Consider the following 15663-nt stretch of genomic DNA (forward strand, 5'->3'; position numbering starts at 1 on the left):
CGGCCTGGGCTAGCTTTTGAAGGACAGCGGGTGCTTTGGCTTTCGGCAGTTCCTGAAAGGATTTGTAAGAGACAGCCGTGACCATCGGCACACCTGAGGGCATTGCCGAGTTGTTTAGCGTTGGGTGCGATCGACGCTGTGTTGGCAGTTTCAGACTGTCATTTCAGCGGCATAGTGCGCCCACAGGCTGAACGCGTCAGCCCGTGCATGGCGGTATGAAATGGCGCTCAGAGTGTAGCGGCGAGGACGGAAGATCGTGTTGATTTGATCGTAGGCCGACAGGAAGCGCTGTGCGTGGCGTGTCGACTTGAACCGACCCATGATCTTCTCGCGTTTTCGGGTCTGCCGGTGGGAATTTTCAATTCGGTTGTTCAGCCCCTTGTGCGCCCGGTGATCGGCATCCGGAGCGATGGCCTGGATCGTCCCCACGTCGCTACTCAGTTTGTCCGTCACGACCACGCGCGGCTGACCAAACTGCCTGACCAGCCTGGAGAAGAAGCGTCTGGCAGCCCTGCTGTTGCGGCGAGCCTGAACCAGGATATTGAACCGCTCCGGGTTTGCCGGACGCTCCAACTTCTGAGAGAGTGGAGCCATCATGAGCAAGACAACGAACAAGTTTTCACCTGAAGTCCGTCAACGTGCCATTCGTATGGTGCTGGATCACGAAGCCGAGCACCCTTCGCGGTGGGCTGCCGTTTCATCTATCGCTGCCAAGATCGGCTGCTCGCCAGCCACGCTGCATGAATGGGTAAAGAAGACCGAGGTCGACAGCGGCAAACGAGCAGGCCTGCCGAGCGATGTCGCCGAGAAGATGAAGGCTCTCGAGCGGGAGAACCGCGAGCTTCGTCAGGCCAACGAGATTTTGCGCAAAGCTTCGGCCTATTTCGCCATGGCGGAGCTCGACCGCCCCTTCAAGCGATGATTTCGTTCATCGACGAACACCGTGGTGTGTTCGGGGTCGAGCCGATCTGCAGACTGCTGCCGATCGCCCCGTCAACCTACTACGAGAATGCCGCCAAACGTCTGGACGTGGATCGCCTGTCGATCCGCGCCCGCAGCGATATCGGCCTGAAGATTGAGATACGTCGTGTCTTCGAACAGAACTTCCGCGTCTATGGCGTTCGCAAGGTCTGGCGGCAATTGAAGCGTGAAGGCTTTGACGTCGCCCGCTGCAGTGTCGCCAGGCTTATGAGGTCGATGCGCCTGCAGGGTATCATTCGAGGTAAGCCGATCCGCACGACGTTCTCGGACAAGTCGGCCCCGAACCCGCTTGACCGGGTTAACCGCCACTTCAAAGCCCCAGCACCAAACAGGCTGTGGGTTTCGGACTTCACCTATGGTGCGCCTCGCCCCAAACGGGGACGCATATGACTGGAATGCAAAGAGAAAGGAGGATGTGAAGACTTGCCTGCCCCCTGCTGCGAGGGGGCATGAGCCCAAGCGGCGGTGACCTGCCGTCAACTGGCAGGGTGACGTAGCCCGCAGGTAAAGGGGATTGAGGCGAAGCCGTTACGCCAAGATGGTTCCCGAGGCTGAAGTATTGGAAGGTTGAGGAACACGAACCGGTTAACCCGCATCTGAGGGCTGAAATGTCGCCTCCGCCTACACGGCTTAACAGGTGGAATGCTGATGAAGCTGCCGGACACGTAAGTCGGCGGCATCCGAATACGGGCGTATATGTAGGTCGCCCGCATGGGGTCATGGAGAGAATGCAGCCAGACCATGACATCGGCATCGACTTGCGGAACGCAAGGGAAAAGACTGCGACCGGCAGCCTCACCAATACGCTGACGTCCAGCATATGAACGAGGGAAGGCATGATGGAATGACAACGAAAGTATTGCGTCTCAAGGGAGTTGACCCTGATGTCCATCATGTTGGCGGAGTTCTCGTAGTAGTCCGCGGCAGGGAAAGCCTGCCACATGGCGAAGGGGAACAGTTCAAACTGCTTGAAGTGCAAACTATCTGACCAAACGAGGTGAAGACCTTTGATAATCAGCGAAATGCAGCACAAGCTCGCAACATGGGCCGAGAGCGATCCAAACCGAAGGTTTGATCGGCTTCTTCGGCTGATTGCCAACCGGGAATGGCTTGCCGAGGCCGCTCGGATGGTTCTTGCGTCAAGCGGCGCACGAACGCCGGGTATCGACGGAATGGATAAGCAACGACTGCAGGGCAAACTGGATCAGCATCTGGACGACCTGCGGACAAGCCTGCTGGAGGAGAGCTATCGCCCCCAGCCGGTCAAGCGCATCTATATCCCGAAATCGAACGGCAAGCTACGACCACTGGGTATTCCGACCCTGACGGATCGCATCGTCCAACGCGCCATGCTGATGGCCATGGAGCCAATCTGGGAAAGCGATTTCCATCGTTTATCCTATGGCTTCCGACCGGAACGCAGCGTGCATCATGCCGTCCGCACCGTGAGGATACAGTTACAGGATGGAGGTGGAACGAAGGGCCGCTGGATCATCGAAGGTGATCTGGCCAGCTACTTCGATACGGTCCATCATCGGCTGCTTCTGAGATGCGTGCGGCGACGTGTGCAGGACGGACGGTTCGTCGATCTTCTCTACCGGTTCTTGAAAGCAGGCCACATCGACCGTGGCCTGTTTACGGCCTCAAGCGAGGGTGTTCCGCAAGGTGGCGTTCTGTCACCGCTCCTGTCCAACATCATGCTCCACGAGTTTGATATCTGGCTGGAGGCGAAATACCTGAACAATAAGGCCCGCAAGGATCGCTGGGCATGGAACTTCGGCATCCAGCAGGGCCGTCCCATCACAGTTCGCGAGAACCGGCAATGGAAACCGGCTGTTGCCTATTGCCGATACGCTGACGACTTTGTCGTGATCGTAAAAGGAACCAGAGCTCAGGCAGAGGAAATCCGCGAGGAATGCCGGGCGTTTCTGGAAGGCGAGCTGAAGTTGACGCTGAACATGGAAAAGACCCATGTCACCCACGTCGACGACGGCTTCGTCTTTCTGGGGCACCGGATCATCCGCAAGCGAGGAGCGCATGGACGGATGTCCATCGTCACGACGATACCCAAGGAAAAGGCCAAGGGGTTTGTTCGCAAGCTCACCGGAACCCTTTCCGGCAATCATAGTGTCAGCACGGTCGACATGATCGCCGGCCTAAACCGCCAATTGGTGGGATGGGCGGCGTTCTACAAGTTCACCGACTTCACGGCGTACGTCTTCCGGCGCATCGACCATGTCGTGTTCTGGAAAATGGCGCATTGGCTGGGACACAAGTACCGATCCCGCATCAAACCATTGATGCGGAAATGGTTCAGGGTCCCGGAACCGGGCAAGGCGAAAACCTGGCTCGTGTTTGGTCGCAATGAACGCGGTGAACCCGTCGGAAAAGCGCTACACCGGCTTGTCTCAAGCCCCAAGGCGCAATTGCGGTGGCGCAATCCGGAGGAGAATCCATACATCTGCCGGATTGAGAGCCGCAGCACCGTCACGTCACACTACCATGACGTTGCTATGGCCATGGGCCAAGCTTGAATAGAGAGCCGTATGCGCTGAAAGGTGCACGTACGGTTCGGGGAGGAGAAGTGCTTCTGCGCTTCTTACTCCACTCGCCACCTGGCAGGGTTTCGTCTACGTGGCCTTTGTCATCGACGTCTTCGCTCGTCGCATCGTCGGCTGGCGGGCAAGCCGGACAGCACATGCGAGCTTCGTCCTCGATGCGCTGGAGCAGGCACTTCATGATCGGCGTCCCGCTCATGGCAGCGGCCTCGTGCATCACTCGGATCGCGGCGTTCAATACGTGTCCATTCGGTATTCCGAGCGATTGGCAGAAGCTGGCATCGAGCCGTCTGTCGGAAGCGTCGGCGACAGTTACGACAACGCCCTCGCTGAGACGATCAACGGTCTCTACAAGGCCGAAGTCATTCATCGACGTGGACCATGGCGCAGCTTCGAGGCGGTGGAATTCGCCACCTTGGAATGGGTCGATTGGTTCAATCATCGACGGCTTCTGGAGCCTATCGCGAATATACCGCCAGCCGAAGCCGAGGACCGGTATTACGCCATGCTGGACGAACCAGCCATGGCCGCATAACTTAAACGAAACGGCCTCCGGCAAACCCGGAGCGGTTCACACTTGTATCAATTCCGACTCCTCAACTGGTCTGGCTTACGCCCAGACGACGGATCTCTCTGCAGACGGTGGAACGCCCAAGCCCAAGCCCAAGCTGCCGGGCTGCCTCCGTATACTGGGAGATGCGCCGTCTCTAGATGGTGGTCGATCCCACGCAACATGTGGTCGAGGGGGACGTGATCATCAATGCACAAGTCGCAGAAGAGCAGCGCCGGAGCTGTCTGGCATCCCATCATCGCTCAACCCTCGGCAAATCAGTGCGACGATTGAATCACGACATCGGTGGGCCAGCAATGCCGATCTTCCAAATCGCGACCGAACGCAGTCCCGCATTGTGAGGTCGATGGATTTCAACTTTATCCTGTGTAATGGTCTGCCCAAGTCCTACAAAATTCTGATTTAGCCGAGTTCATTTTGATGCCCCATAACCATAGTCAAATCCGCTTAGAAAGTTGCCTTCAGGTACTGGTGGGGTTGCCATTGAGTATTGCCCGCAACGCTGCGGACATGAAGATTTTGCATTTTGGGGAGATTCAGCCGCATCCTTCAGGCCGAGGAACTGTCGGTCCTTACGCACTACATATTCAATGCCCGTGGCGTCTGGTTTCTAAGGATACAGTATTTACGGGGACATCGGATCGCTTTGTCGGTCCTGTTGAAGGAACAGAGGTAGATGATCACGATCCTAGATCGGGAAACCTGCAACTTATCAGGATTGCATCGCTTCTGAAAGGATACGACGAGACAACCAAGTCCTTCGTGAATACCGCAGAGCAACTCGTCGTTATAGCGGCCTATGCAGACAACCTTGGTGGGGCTGACTTGCTGCTCTCCGGCGATTACCGCCTCCAAATTTTCCCAGACGGCTCGCTTGAAGAGGATTGGCGCTTTGTCGAGTTGCAGGGTCGTCATATCGTGATCGAAGGCGGCCGCGTACGGATCGACGAATAGCAATCTGACCACGGCAGCCACTGGCGCGAGTTTTCAACGGTATCCGCCAAGAGCGGTCATTCAGTCGCCGCGAGCAAAATTTGTGCTAATTGCGATTTGTTGCTGTTCGAGAGGCTGCTATGACTTAGGCATGGCAAACGGTGTTCTCAGATTCTTCTTCGATTATGGTGCTGGTGGCTGCTTGTGGGCTGGTGATACTGCAACACGCGAAAGGCTCGGTCTAGGGCCTGTCGAGGCGTCGCTCTTTGATCTCGAAGGGCGACATTGCCAACCTGCGCGCGTGGAGCTATCTCACTTAGCTCAAAATTTGAGAGATCAACTGGACTTCGAGCACTCAGGCTATCTTAATCCTTTGTATCCGCCCGATCCAAGCCTTTGGACTCAGTCGCTGTGTGATCATTTCAACGCAAATGTAGACAGGTAACTAGCGCTTTTACGCCACGAATTGGGTAAGGACTTCGACATCTTGGATGAACAAATTCGCTACGAAGAAGATCCTCAACTTGACGAATATTTGGCCATTAATCCGGGGCTTTCTAAACTAAATGAAATCACGCTTCCGACTGTCCGCTAAGGGCTGAGAGGCGTCTTCCGCTTCGCGCCCATTGCGGTCATGGGGCATCAAGTACTTCGGTCAACCTGGTAAGCAGATTTTCGACTTCATCGCGATTCGCTCCCATTCGAGTTTCGAACTCTGGCAGGGAAAGACCATTGCAAACTTCATTCAAGGCTTGGTGTAAAATTTTTGCTTCTGATCGTGAGAACGCTATGTGTATCGGTTGACTATGTGACTCCATCGGGTTTCCCTGCGTTGGATTAAGGCGATTATCGTCCGCCGGCCTTGTCTCACACTTTTTTGGAAGTCTGCATAGGGCCGACTGCGGTCTTCCGCTTCGCGCCATAGCGGAAAAAAGCCCATCGTTGTTGATAAGCCTTGAGCAACGTTGGGTCTATAGATAGCTGTATGTCTGCGACGAACGAGGCATGTTGTGAATAGATATAACTGCACAGCCCTTTGGCTGGTGACATCTTTCGCGGTTTTATTCGGCAGTTTAGAGCCATCCCACGCCATGCAACCTTGTCCGCCTAGAGCGGAAATGCGCCGAAACGCGCAGATCATTGTCGAAGCTCGATTGAGGTCGCTGTTCATCGGCGATTCTGGGTTGGTTGTAACCGACAAGTTTCCGAACCGGATGATTCGCGCTGAACTCGAAATCAAACGCGTCATCAAGGGGACGTTTGCAGAAGAGGAAGCTGTTGCCATTGGCTTCGCGTGGCCGCCAGGGCCTTATCACGCACTCACCCTGATGGCGATGGTCTATGGCGATAGTGATGAGCGCGATACGTTTGAGCTGGAGCTTGCTCGCTACGACATAAATGAGAACTTCGGCATCTACCCTCTGAATTCTTGCATATACTACAAGTTTCCAGACGAAGTCGAGGAGCAAACCGGTTGGAAAGAAGATCCCCCCAGATCCACAAACGGCCCGCTCGTTGATTCCACTCCGCTCTATCCGTGAACGGCCGCTTCGGGCCGACTGCGGTCTTCCGCTTCGCGCCAAGAGCAGACGTCGGTAGCTTTACGCCCGAAGCGCTCAGAACTTGACGATTCGCGCCGTTTACCTGAACCTTTCGATAAGTGAGTCGTGCGGTAAAGTCTCCGATGATAGAAGTGCGACCGGCAAAATCAGAAGAACTTCCGGAGCTGGCGGCGATCGGTCTGGCCTCTTGGCGAAAGGGTATCCTACCGCTGGTTAATGCCGAAGTTGCTTCACGCATTGAAAGCAACAACCCGTTTATTCCGTTCCTGAAGGAGCAGGGTGAGAACATCCTCGTCGCTTCGGTTGACGGAGTATTGGCAGGGCTAGGTGCTTCTGAAGATCGTGACAATCATATCAGTGACATCTGGGTGGCTCCAGAGAATGAAGGAAAAGGAGTGGGGTCAGCCCTCATTGCTGCCCTTGAAGAGCGATTCAGAGCGGCAGCCTTCGCTGAAGCGACGATAAGCGTATCTGCTGATAACGCCCGGGCGCTCGGCTTGTACCTACACCTAGGTTACCATGAAACTTGGCGCGGTTTCGCTCATGATCCGATCCTCGACACGACGCTAGAAAAGATTTCGTTGGCAAAGGCAATCGGGTCGAGCGGGTGATCGCCCGCAATGGGCCGACGACCGCTTCGGGCCAAAACCGGACGTAGGTGCACACGTGTATGAACGACCTGTGTCGAGCCATTTCTCCTGTATGATGACAGGAGACGAGGACGCTTAAAGCGGACTTTGCAGGCGACAGGTGTGTTGGGGCATGTCTGTCGCAGCTTTTGCGCAGACATCAACCGCTACCGTCAGGGATTTCCCGGAGATTTGCATGAGACATTTTAGACTTGTTTATCAGAGCTATCCGCTCGACCTTGCAGTCCAGGAACCGTGGATCACCCTGCGAGCCACAAGTGGATCCTGGCCCGGTCAAACATTGGAGGACTACATCGGTCTTGACCTGAAAATGAAATCTCCGAAATTCTTCTTCGATCCCAACAATGACCCCGAAGATGACGTCGCCCAGTGGTTGAACCCGGGTCTGGATACACAGTGGCTGAAAATTCCCTTGAAGCACTTTAAGAACCGTGATTTTCGCAGCCTCGAAGAAATCCGGGTAGATTTTCAAGGCGAGGGAACTCAAAACCCTTTGATTGGGGAGAGTTGGTGGGAAGCTCCCGGCCTTATCACCACCTACAGCGATGAATTCTTCGCCCGTGCGGCAATCTCCATTCGTCACAACGGTGGTGGCACGTTTTCGGTTCAGCTTTCTGGCACCTCTCAGTTCGACACCGCCTTTGATATAGCCTTCAGTGCTCCCCTGACCGTCAAGCTGATCGGATATCGCAACTCGGCGACCCAAGATGATCTTTTGGGCTGGTTCGACCGCTTTCTCAAAAAAGACGACTTCACTTTCACGCCGCTGCAACGAGGTGAAGACCTCTATCTCGATGGTGTGGTCAAATAACCGCCGTGCCAATCGCCCTTAGCGCTTCAAGTTCGAGGAGCATAGAGGTGGCTCGGTTTGTTTGAACAGTTTCGGGCGTTTCACTAAGTGGATTTCCGCCTCGATTATGCAGCCACCATCATTGATGCCAGCGCGTTGAAGCAGGCCATTTTGTCCTATCCTGATCATAGCATTTCATTTCTAGTCTACGGGGAGTTGAACTCCGATCGGACAATCCGAAACAAGTATCTAAGAACGAGTGGTTGAGCGTCGGGTGGTGGAAGCCCTTCAACTATCTTTTAAAAATTCTTGAAACTTTCACAAATTGGAAGTATCAATAATTATGTCTTCGTTGGTGGACCAGATTTCTGCAGCCGGATTGGCTGATCGTTTTCTAAATGACCGGCAACTCGCCGAGTTGCTGGGCGGCAGTGACGCGCGCCGTTATGGCCTTGTCAACCGCGCTTTGAAAGACGGGTCCCTCATCCGCCTGAAGCGTGGTTGTTATGTGCTGGCGCGACGCTATCGACGTGACCCGGTTCATCCGTTTTCCGTCGCCCAAAACCTCGTGCCGGGCAGCTATATCTCTTTCGAAACAGCACTGTCGTTCCATGGATGGATTCCAGAGGCGGTGTTTGTTACCGCCAGTGTTTCACCTGGACGCAAAAGCCAGGATTTCTCGACGCCCGGGTTCGGGACCTTCAGCTATCATCCCCTGGCGATCAACGATTATCGGTTCATGACGAGTGTTGACCGTGTTCCGCTCAACGGCTCGATTGCGTTCGTTGCCCGACCTCTTCGGGCACTTATGGATCTGGTAGCGCTTCGCAAGGTGGAGTGGAGCGGGCTTGAATGGCTGACGATTGGTATGAGGATCGAGGAAGATGCCCTTTTCGGATTGCGACGCAAGGATTTTACTGGATTGAAGCCTGTGTACAAGCACAAGGCTGCGAATGCCTTTCTCCGGGCGCTGGAAGGCGCGGTGATGCCTTTGGGGCGTCTGCCTGATCTTGAGGTCAGGGCATGATTGAAATTATCCAGGACAAGCTTCGGCAATATGGCGCGGAGAGTGCGATAGAGGAAGAGAATGCCGTCAAGGAGATACTCCAGGAGGTCGTACTCTACGCTTTGTGGCGAGGAGATTTTTTCGATGTGGCTCTTTTTCAGGGTGGTACAAGCCTTCGCATTCTTCATGGCCTGCCGCGTTTTTCCGAGGACCTCGATTTTCTTTTGCGGGCTCCCGACACGGGTTTCAACTGGTCTCCTTATCTCAAGGTTCTGACGGATGTTGTCAGCCAGTTCGGGCTGAAACTGGAGGCACATCCGAAGGTGCGGATGGATACGGCGATCCGGCAGGCTGTTATCAAGGATGATTCTATCGCGAGGCAGCTGGATCTGTCGTTTGCCGGAAGAGGCAGAGCCAAAACAATTCGTATCAAGCTTGAGATCGACGTTAATCCGCCTGCGGGATCGGGTGAGGCAACTACCTACCTTGATTTTCCGGCTGATTATGAGGTCCGCCACCAGGATTTGCCTTCCAATTTTGCGCTCAAGATACACGCTCTGCTATGTCGTGGTTTTCTCAAGGGGCGTGATTGGTTTGACTTCTCCTGGTATGTGTCTCGCAGCGTTTCGCCGAATCTGGACCTGTTGCGCAATGCGCTGATGCAGGCCGGTCCATGGGCGGGAGATGAGACTGTCCATGTAGATGCTGCCTGGCTGAAAACGGCTCTTTCAGAAACGATCAAACGTATCGACTGGAAAGAGGCTGCCGGGGATGTTCGGCGGTTTCTTCGTCCAGCTGAGCGTAAATCCACGGATCTTTGGAGTGATCGTTTTTTTCTTGCCAAGCTGGAAAAGCTTTGAAGCTTCCCGATATTCTTGTGTTCGTAGAAGGCAGGAAGGACGGACGCTGGGAAGCATTCACCCGCTTTTTTCGACGACGGCAGGCTGTGTCTGACGAACAACGCCGCCTGTACATTGTGCGTGTTGTGCTTTGACTTTTGGGGATTGAATTGAATGAGGACAGCTTTACTTCTCTGTGCCGCCGTGATGACACTGGCTGGATGCCAGACTCCGGCACCGCAATCTGTTTTGGATTCGCAACGTCCGCCGTCCAGACCGATTAAACGTGACTATTTAGACGCCATGCGCGGAACTATCAAAGCCGGTGATTTTACGAAAGCCGAGATTTCGAGCGTAGTGCTGCTCGATCCTCAAAAGCAGATTTACGCTTTTTGCACGCGAACGGCGGAACGTTCCAATCCCGATTGGTCGTATATTGGCGTAGCCGTGTACAAGAATTTGGGCGTTGACTCCTCAAAGGACGACTATCGCTGCCGTGACAAGCGGTTGCGGTACTATAATTTTCCTGAGTTGCTGAACATGAAATTCTGATGGACCCCGGCAGGCAGCGCTTAGCTCCTTTCGTGCCACCTGTTGCCTGCCGCGGAGATTGCAAGGCCAGCTTCGATGCTCGTGCAGTCGAACGCGGCGGGGTTGTACTAATCTGCAAGCGTGGCTGAGTTGGGCCTCCAGGCAACGCACCGCAACGACTGAGGTGAACGTCAAACCGTGGTCGCGCGCCCTTACTCGCCGAGTTTCGTTGTCGAAAATTTCCAGTAAGCGGCAAATACACCAGCGCCGAGTAGATCAAGGATGAACCACGACGACCGGCTGAAATGCACGGGGATAAACGGGTTGAACAGCAATCCCACGCAAATGAAGCCGAAGACCCACCCCGTGAACGCGCCGTGCTTCTCGTACTCGATGTAAGCGAAGAACGCCGCAAATGCCGTGATGCCGAGGCGCAGCAGCGTGTAGTAGCCGTAGGACAACGGCAATACAGCAATCACCAATGCTACTGCTGGAACGAGGATGATGTGGCGTGGAAACGTTGTCATGTAAGCCCCCAAACATGTCTGTGAATAATCGTATATTAGACAGATACAAGTTTTGAAAACGAGATATACAACCTGTTGTAGAATTCGCGAAGGTGGTTCTTGTATATTACCAGCACATTCAGGGACCCGGCAGACGCGGTGGACTACGGTATGGGCCGGGAAGCACGACGCTCGGTCTTTCCGGTGTCGCACACCATGCTGCTGCGCTCCGGGCCCTTGGGCGCTGCGAAGCTGCTGCCCTGGCTTGCCAATGTCGGCCTGCCTGGGTGCATAGCTGTCGACATCATTCTGTCTCCCGACAGGCTTCCTTCGTTATCATGCATGAAAGCCCCCCGGTGGTGTTTAACTTCTGACCGCTGGGTTCCCTAAAATTGCAGCAATCCCGTTGTCGGTTGCATTAACTCGTCGATGCTATCGTGGGTATGAGCGGAGCATGGGGTATAATGGCTAAAGTTGTGCAATTCAGATCGCGGCAGACGTCACGATCGAGGTCAGGCAGTTCGTTTGTTATGCTCGTTGTGCTTGGCATGCTGGCGAGTTTCCTCGTAGGCGCAGGCATATCCTATTACGTAATCGATCACAGACCGTCTTTTCAGCCAGATCTGGAAGCAAAAGTGCGCGATATAACATCGCGTTCGCGAGACCCGCAAAACGCGGGACAAGACATCCTTTCGACGGCATCTCCGGTCGCGTCCTACCGGAGATGCAGCGGGAGCGTCCGTGTCAATTGCATTGTCGATGGAGATACGCTGTGGACTGGTGGCGTCAAGGTTCGCATTGCCGATATCGATGCGCCAGAAATCGGTAAACCACAGTGCGCGTCTGAAAAAGCGCTTGGGGAGCGTGCAACTGTACGGCTGATGGAACTGGTCAATTCTGGTGCTTTTACCATGCAGTCCTGGCCCGGTCGCGACGAGGACAGGTATGGACGAAAGCTGAGGGTACTTTTGAAAGATGGCCGTTCGATCGGCGATATCCTCGTATCTGAGGGACTTGCCCGGACATGGACAGGCAAAAGGCAGCCATGGTGCTGATTAATCTGTGCGGACTGCAGCTGAATTCTGCCGCCTCGTTGATCGTCCTCTCAGGCAGCGTGTGCGCCGCAAATGAAGTTCAAGCCAATCCAGCAGATGAAGGTTTATCTGAATCTGGAAGGGCTGCGCCCATGAGGCATGCGAAACTTCAAAAAAATGGAATGATCAGGAGTTTTAGTGGTCCCGTGGCGTCATTAATGCGCATAATCAATGCAGCATTTACAGCATTTACAGCATTGCTGTATTTTATGGATTTCCTTTTTTGGCTGTGCTATCGTTGCGACGGAAGACGGGAGTATAATCGATGGCAAGCTCAGGTAATTCTTACACGACGAGTGATCTTTCTAGGAAGTCCGGTGATATCATCGCCGAGGCACTTCGCCATCCGGTGACGATCACCCAGCGCAACAAACCTCGTCTGGTCCTTCTTAATATTGAGGATTATGAACGTTTGATGCGGCAGTCTGATCTGCGCGCGGTAGGCACTATCGATAATATGTCTGACGCTTTGTTGGACGAGTTTGAGGCGGCAGTCGAGGCTTATGCGGAAACGGAAGAGATGGTTCGGTGAGCGGTTTCGATGACATCGAGACTGCAGTCGTAATCCGCTACCCTTATCTGTGGAGCCGGGAGGCTTCGCTCGGTGAAACCGAAGGTCGGAAGGGTCGACCCGTTGTTGTTGGCGTGAGGCTCGCCCGTGCGGACGGCGACATGGTTCTGTTCTTTCCCATCACGACAAAGCAGCCGGAAACTGATCGTTTTTCTATTGAGATCCCAGCGATTGAAAAGCGCCGGGCCGGTCTTGATGCAGATATGCGGCTCTGGATCATTCTGGATGAGTATAACAGCGATATTATCGGACATTCTTTCTATCTGGAGCCGGAGCCTCCTGTGGGGCGGTTCAGCAAGGCTTTTTTTCTCCCCGTTCTTCGGGAGTTTATTGCGCGTCGTCGGTCATCCAGCGAGGTTTACCGCGCCCGATAAATAACCGGGCGATGTTCGCGCTACGGGCCTGGTGGGATTGCCGTTTGAACCGCGGTCCCGTGCAGAAGCGAGATCCGGTGCACTACCGCCCATAAGATGGTGACGGTCAACGGGATAGCAACGCAGACCAATACCGCGACGCGCCTGATGTCCTGGTCATGTGAGTGTTGCAGTCAGGCTGAATGCGGGCTATATGTAGGCATGTACCTACATGGAGGCTTCGTATGAGTATGACAAGTTTTTCCAGCCGTGAGGTCAATCACGATGTCAGCAAGGCAAAGAAAGCCGCTCAGGCGGGACCTGTGATCATCACCGATCGTGGCAAGCCTTCTCATGTGTTAATGACGTACAGCGAGTTCGAGCGCCTCACCGGAAGGCGCCGCAACCTTGTCGACGCACTGTCAATGTTCGGACTGTCGAAGACTGACCTTGATATCCCAAGAGCGGAAATTGTTACCCGCGAGATTGATCTGTCTTGAAGTACCTGCTCGACACGAACGTTGTTTCCGAGCTGCGCAAGGCTGGAGACGGCAAGGCAGATGCAAACGTCACTCGCTGGGTCAGCGCGCAGGATTCGAGTGATCTGTTTATTTCTGCGATCACGATCCTTGAGATTGAACGCGGCATATTGAGCCTCCAGCGCCGTGATGGTTCCCAGGGAGCTCTCTTGCGGAAATGGATGGATGACCGTGTCCGTCCTGAATTCGAGGGCCGTATTCTTCCCATCGATGATGCCGTAGTAACACGTTGCGCCCATCTGCATATCCCGGACCGTCGCAACGAGGCCGATGCCTTGATCGCCTCGACGGCGCTTGTTCACAACCTGACCGTTGTTACGCGCAACGTACGGGATTTCGACGGTACCGGCGCTATCGTTGTCGATCCGTGGCAGGGCTGATTTTTTGGGAACACACTCGTGCACATCCTTCTGCCGCCGCCAGTTCAGTAGCAGCGGACATGAGCAGGTTGGTTTCCTGTGCACGAGGGCTCGTGCTGCTGGACCGGGGTGTCTTCAAGCCGGCCCTTACACGCCTTTTATGATGTCGCAGATGCCCTTGCGGATGACATCCTTGTCGGCGATCTGTCCTGCCTGAATGTTGAAAACAGCATCGATCCGGACANCCTTACACGCCTTTTATGATGTCGCAGATGCCCTTGCGGATGACATCCTTGTCGGCGATCTGTCCTGCCTGAATGTTGAAAACAGCATCGATCCGGACAGCTGCGCCTTTCTGGCGGGCGACAACGCGCAGCGTCTGAATCCTGCCACTTCCGCTGGTTTCCTGGTGGGCATCGATTGACGACAGTGCCTTGTTGATCTGGATACCTGAGAAACCTTCTGCTGCGACGGCCTGGGCTAGCTTTTGAAGGACAGCGGGTGCTTTGGCTTTCGGCAGTTCCTGAAAGGATTTGTAAGAGACAGCCGTGACCATCGGCACACCTGAGGGCGGCCTGGGCTAGCTTTTGAAGGACAGCGGGTGCTTTGGCTTTCGGCAGTTCCTGAAAGGATTTGTAAGAGACAGCCGTGACCATCGGCACACCTGAGACTGTGAAGTTTTTCTCGCACGATGCTGCGAAAGCCGGGCTGGAGACGGTGATCAGACCGAGAATTGCGATGGCATGTTTCATATTGCGTAATCCGGTTGTTGGTGAAGGTTTTCAGCTGTTGGCCGCATCATAATGTCGACCGTTTTCCTCTGTAGGTTGATGGCGGCGGTAATGCTTCATGGGCTTGCGCAAGCGTTTCCAGCCATGTTGCGAGGCCATCGGGAACTGCATCGTTGCCGGCTTCCAGCGCCTCGATCCATGAGAGTTCACATTGCAAGGCAGAGGCAATATTGATTGGCGTCCAGCGGATCACCCGCAGGCATTCATTAAAGCGTTCTGGCGACATGATGATTTGTCATGTTCCCCGTATTTCGCGCAGAGGCTCCCTCACGCAGCCGCGATAGTCAATCATTTTGTGCAACTTTTGATAGGCTGAACGATTCGTATTTACCTGTCATTCGATTGNATCGTTGCCGGCTTCCAGCGCCTCGATCCATGAGAGTTCACATTGCAAGGCAGAGGCAATATTGATTGGCGTCCAGCGGATCACCCGCAGGCATTCATTAAAGCGTTCTGGCGACATGATGATTTGTTATGTTCCCCGTATTTTCGCGCAGAGGCTCCCTCACGCAGCCGCGATAGTCAATCATTTTGTGCAACTTTTGATAGGCTGAACGATCCGTATTTAGCCTGCGATTCTATCGCGACGAGGGCAGTACGCGCTGCAGGATGCGCAGGCGGAATATTATACCTGCGTTATCGCCATTAATACATATATTTTTATATTTATACTTGCTAATTGGAATGAATTTTCACTTAGGTGGAGTAAGGTGAGGAGAATGGGTGGTTGGGTGAAGATTAGACCAGCAGTGGAGGGTATCTGTAAAACATATAATTTATTCAGGTGAGCGCACAAAACATATAAATAATTATAAACCGGTCACATTAAGGGGAGGATGGGGATTTGATTTGTTTTGCACGCGAATAATTTTGGACAGCTATAACCATGTGATTTTATATATGTTTTTACAACGAGGTGGATTTATTTATATGGGGAACCGGAAGGAATCTGATTGGGAAGTGGATTGAAAGGGCGATGAAAATTAGCGGCGATCGATTACAATAACAATATCATGATATTGTTATTGT

General features: G+C 54.0%; 16 protein-coding genes, 4 pseudogenes and 1 other annotated feature. Of the genes and pseudogenes, 16 read left to right on the forward strand and 4 right to left on the reverse strand.

Going from position 1 to position 15663, the window contains the following annotated elements; all coding sequences use genetic code 11:
* Window positions 1-150: 150 nt before the first annotated feature.
* Window positions 151-543, reverse strand: a pseudogene (locus tag ASD46_RS10465) (DDE-type integrase/transposase/recombinase); the annotation flags it as partial.
* Window positions 544-595: 52 nt separating this feature from the next.
* Here ASD46_RS10465 and ASD46_RS26480 point away from each other — a divergent pair.
* The 11 genes and pseudogenes from ASD46_RS26480 to ASD46_RS10520 all read left to right on the forward strand — a co-directional run.
* Window positions 596-1344: pseudogene (locus ASD46_RS26480) on the forward strand (IS3 family transposase); the annotation flags it as partial.
* Window positions 877-993: a sequence feature (AL1L pseudoknot), on the forward strand. It overlaps the preceding pseudogene by 117 nt.
* A 644-nt stretch (window positions 1345-1988) precedes the next feature.
* Complete coding sequence (gene ltrA, locus ASD46_RS10480; protein ID WP_236736207.1) at window positions 1989-3515, forward strand: group II intron reverse transcriptase/maturase; 1527 nt, start codon at window positions 1989-1991, stop codon at window positions 3513-3515.
* 67 nt (window positions 3516-3582) lie between these two features.
* Window positions 3583-4074 (forward strand): annotated as a pseudogene (locus ASD46_RS10485) (IS3 family transposase); the annotation flags it as partial.
* A gap of 176 nt (window positions 4075-4250) precedes the next feature.
* On the forward strand, window positions 4251-4451 hold the full coding sequence (locus tag ASD46_RS27590) for a hypothetical protein (RefSeq protein WP_156390032.1): 201 nt from the start codon (window positions 4251-4253) through the stop codon (window positions 4449-4451).
* A gap of 142 nt (window positions 4452-4593) precedes the next feature.
* Window positions 4594-5064, forward strand: a complete 471-nt coding sequence (locus ASD46_RS26490) for a hypothetical protein (RefSeq protein WP_236772214.1) — start codon at window positions 4594-4596, stop codon at window positions 5062-5064.
* Window positions 5065-6161: 1097 nt separating this feature from the next.
* Window positions 6162-6584 carry a hypothetical protein gene (locus ASD46_RS10495; protein WP_065687633.1) on the forward strand — a complete coding sequence of 141 codons (423 nt, stop codon included), beginning with the start codon at window positions 6162-6164 and terminating at the stop codon, window positions 6582-6584.
* Between the two features lie 143 nt (window positions 6585-6727).
* Window positions 6728-7216, forward strand: coding sequence for a GNAT family N-acetyltransferase (locus ASD46_RS10500; protein WP_041694574.1), 489 nt, complete (start codon window positions 6728-6730; stop codon window positions 7214-7216).
* A 214-nt stretch (window positions 7217-7430) separates the two neighbouring features.
* Window positions 7431-8066, forward strand: a complete 636-nt coding sequence (locus tag ASD46_RS10505) for a hypothetical protein (RefSeq protein WP_060642213.1) — start codon at window positions 7431-7433, stop codon at window positions 8064-8066.
* 322 nt (window positions 8067-8388) lie between these two features.
* Window positions 8389-9072, forward strand: a complete 684-nt coding sequence (locus tag ASD46_RS10510) for a type IV toxin-antitoxin system AbiEi family antitoxin domain-containing protein (protein ID WP_060642214.1) — start codon at window positions 8389-8391, stop codon at window positions 9070-9072.
* Complete coding sequence (locus ASD46_RS10515) at window positions 9069-9911, forward strand: nucleotidyl transferase AbiEii/AbiGii toxin family protein (protein WP_013760955.1); 843 nt, start codon at window positions 9069-9071, stop codon at window positions 9909-9911. Before ASD46_RS10510 ends, ASD46_RS10515 begins: the two co-directional genes overlap by 4 nt.
* Before the next feature lie 153 nt (window positions 9912-10064).
* The gene (locus tag ASD46_RS10520; protein WP_060642215.1) at window positions 10065-10442 is read left to right on the forward strand and encodes a hypothetical protein; all 378 of its coding nucleotides are present in this window, start codon (window positions 10065-10067) and stop codon (window positions 10440-10442) included.
* A gap of 191 nt (window positions 10443-10633) precedes the next feature.
* On the opposite strand, the gene ASD46_RS10525 is transcribed toward ASD46_RS10520, so the two are convergent.
* On the reverse strand, window positions 10634-10948 hold the full coding sequence (locus tag ASD46_RS10525) for a DUF6804 family protein (RefSeq protein WP_013760954.1): 315 nt from the start codon (window positions 10946-10948) through the stop codon (window positions 10634-10636).
* Window positions 10949-11562: 614 nt separating this feature from the next.
* On the opposite strand from ASD46_RS10525, the gene ASD46_RS10530 reads away from it, so the two are divergent.
* The 5 genes from ASD46_RS10530 (at window position 11563) to ASD46_RS10550 (ending at window position 13864) form a co-directional block, all read left to right on the forward strand.
* Entirely contained in the window at window positions 11563-11982 is a 420-nt protein-coding gene (locus ASD46_RS10530; RefSeq protein ID WP_236736204.1) for a thermonuclease family protein, read from the forward strand.
* A 304-nt stretch (window positions 11983-12286) separates the two neighbouring features.
* Window positions 12287-12553, forward strand: coding sequence for a type II toxin-antitoxin system prevent-host-death family antitoxin (locus ASD46_RS10535; protein WP_013760952.1), 267 nt, complete (start codon window positions 12287-12289; stop codon window positions 12551-12553).
* Complete coding sequence (locus ASD46_RS10540) at window positions 12550-12966, forward strand: hypothetical protein (RefSeq protein WP_013760951.1); 417 nt, start codon at window positions 12550-12552, stop codon at window positions 12964-12966. Before ASD46_RS10535 ends, ASD46_RS10540 begins: the two co-directional genes overlap by 4 nt.
* Before the next feature lie 224 nt (window positions 12967-13190).
* Window positions 13191-13445, forward strand: coding sequence for a type II toxin-antitoxin system Phd/YefM family antitoxin (locus ASD46_RS10545; RefSeq protein ID WP_013760950.1), 255 nt, complete (start codon window positions 13191-13193; stop codon window positions 13443-13445).
* Window positions 13442-13864, forward strand: a complete 423-nt coding sequence (locus ASD46_RS10550; RefSeq protein ID WP_013760949.1) for a type II toxin-antitoxin system VapC family toxin — start codon at window positions 13442-13444, stop codon at window positions 13862-13864. The genes ASD46_RS10545 and ASD46_RS10550 overlap by 4 nt, the downstream gene beginning before the upstream one ends.
* A gap of 226 nt (window positions 13865-14090) precedes the next feature.
* Here the strand turns inward: ASD46_RS10550 and ASD46_RS27950 are convergent.
* Both ASD46_RS27950 and ASD46_RS10560 read right to left on the reverse strand, forming a co-directional pair.
* Window positions 14091-14595 (reverse strand): annotated as a pseudogene (locus tag ASD46_RS27950) (hypothetical protein).
* Window positions 14596-14641: 46 nt separating this feature from the next.
* On the reverse strand, window positions 14642-14860 hold the full coding sequence (locus tag ASD46_RS10560; RefSeq protein WP_013760948.1) for a hypothetical protein: 219 nt from the start codon (window positions 14858-14860) through the stop codon (window positions 14642-14644).
* Window positions 14861-15663: the final 803 nt, after the last annotated feature.

The sequence above is a fragment of the Rhizobium sp. Root491 genome, assembly GCF_001427205.1.
Lineage (GTDB): Bacteria > Pseudomonadota > Alphaproteobacteria > Rhizobiales > Rhizobiaceae > Agrobacterium > Agrobacterium tumefaciens.

Bases quoted from the DNA above. Each gene is read 5' to 3' on its own strand.
- ASD46_RS27590 (WP_156390032.1), top strand. From the start codon at position 4,251: ATGGTGGTCGATCCCACGCAACATGTGGTCGAGGGGGACGTGATCATC.
- ASD46_RS10495 (WP_065687633.1), top strand. From the start codon at position 6,162: ATGCGCCGAAACGCGCAGATCATTGTCGAAGCTCGATTGAGGTCGCTG.
- ASD46_RS10500 (WP_041694574.1), top strand. From the start codon at position 6,728: ATGATAGAAGTGCGACCGGCAAAATCAGAAGAACTTCCGGAGCTGGCG.
- ASD46_RS10505 (WP_060642213.1), top strand. From the start codon at position 7,431: ATGAGACATTTTAGACTTGTTTATCAGAGCTATCCGCTCGACCTTGCA.
- ASD46_RS10510 (WP_060642214.1), top strand. From the start codon at position 8,389: ATGTCTTCGTTGGTGGACCAGATTTCTGCAGCCGGATTGGCTGATCGT.
- ASD46_RS10515 (WP_013760955.1), top strand. From the start codon at position 9,069: ATGATTGAAATTATCCAGGACAAGCTTCGGCAATATGGCGCGGAGAGT.
- ASD46_RS10520 (WP_060642215.1), top strand. From the start codon at position 10,065: ATGAGGACAGCTTTACTTCTCTGTGCCGCCGTGATGACACTGGCTGGA.
- ASD46_RS10525 (WP_013760954.1), bottom strand. From the start codon at position 10,948: ATGACAACGTTTCCACGCCACATCATCCTCGTTCCAGCAGTAGCATTG.
- ASD46_RS10535 (WP_013760952.1), top strand. From the start codon at position 12,287: ATGGCAAGCTCAGGTAATTCTTACACGACGAGTGATCTTTCTAGGAAG.
- ASD46_RS10545 (WP_013760950.1), top strand. From the start codon at position 13,191: ATGAGTATGACAAGTTTTTCCAGCCGTGAGGTCAATCACGATGTCAGC.
- ASD46_RS10560 (WP_013760948.1), bottom strand. From the start codon at position 14,860: ATGTCGCCAGAACGCTTTAATGAATGCCTGCGGGTGATCCGCTGGACG.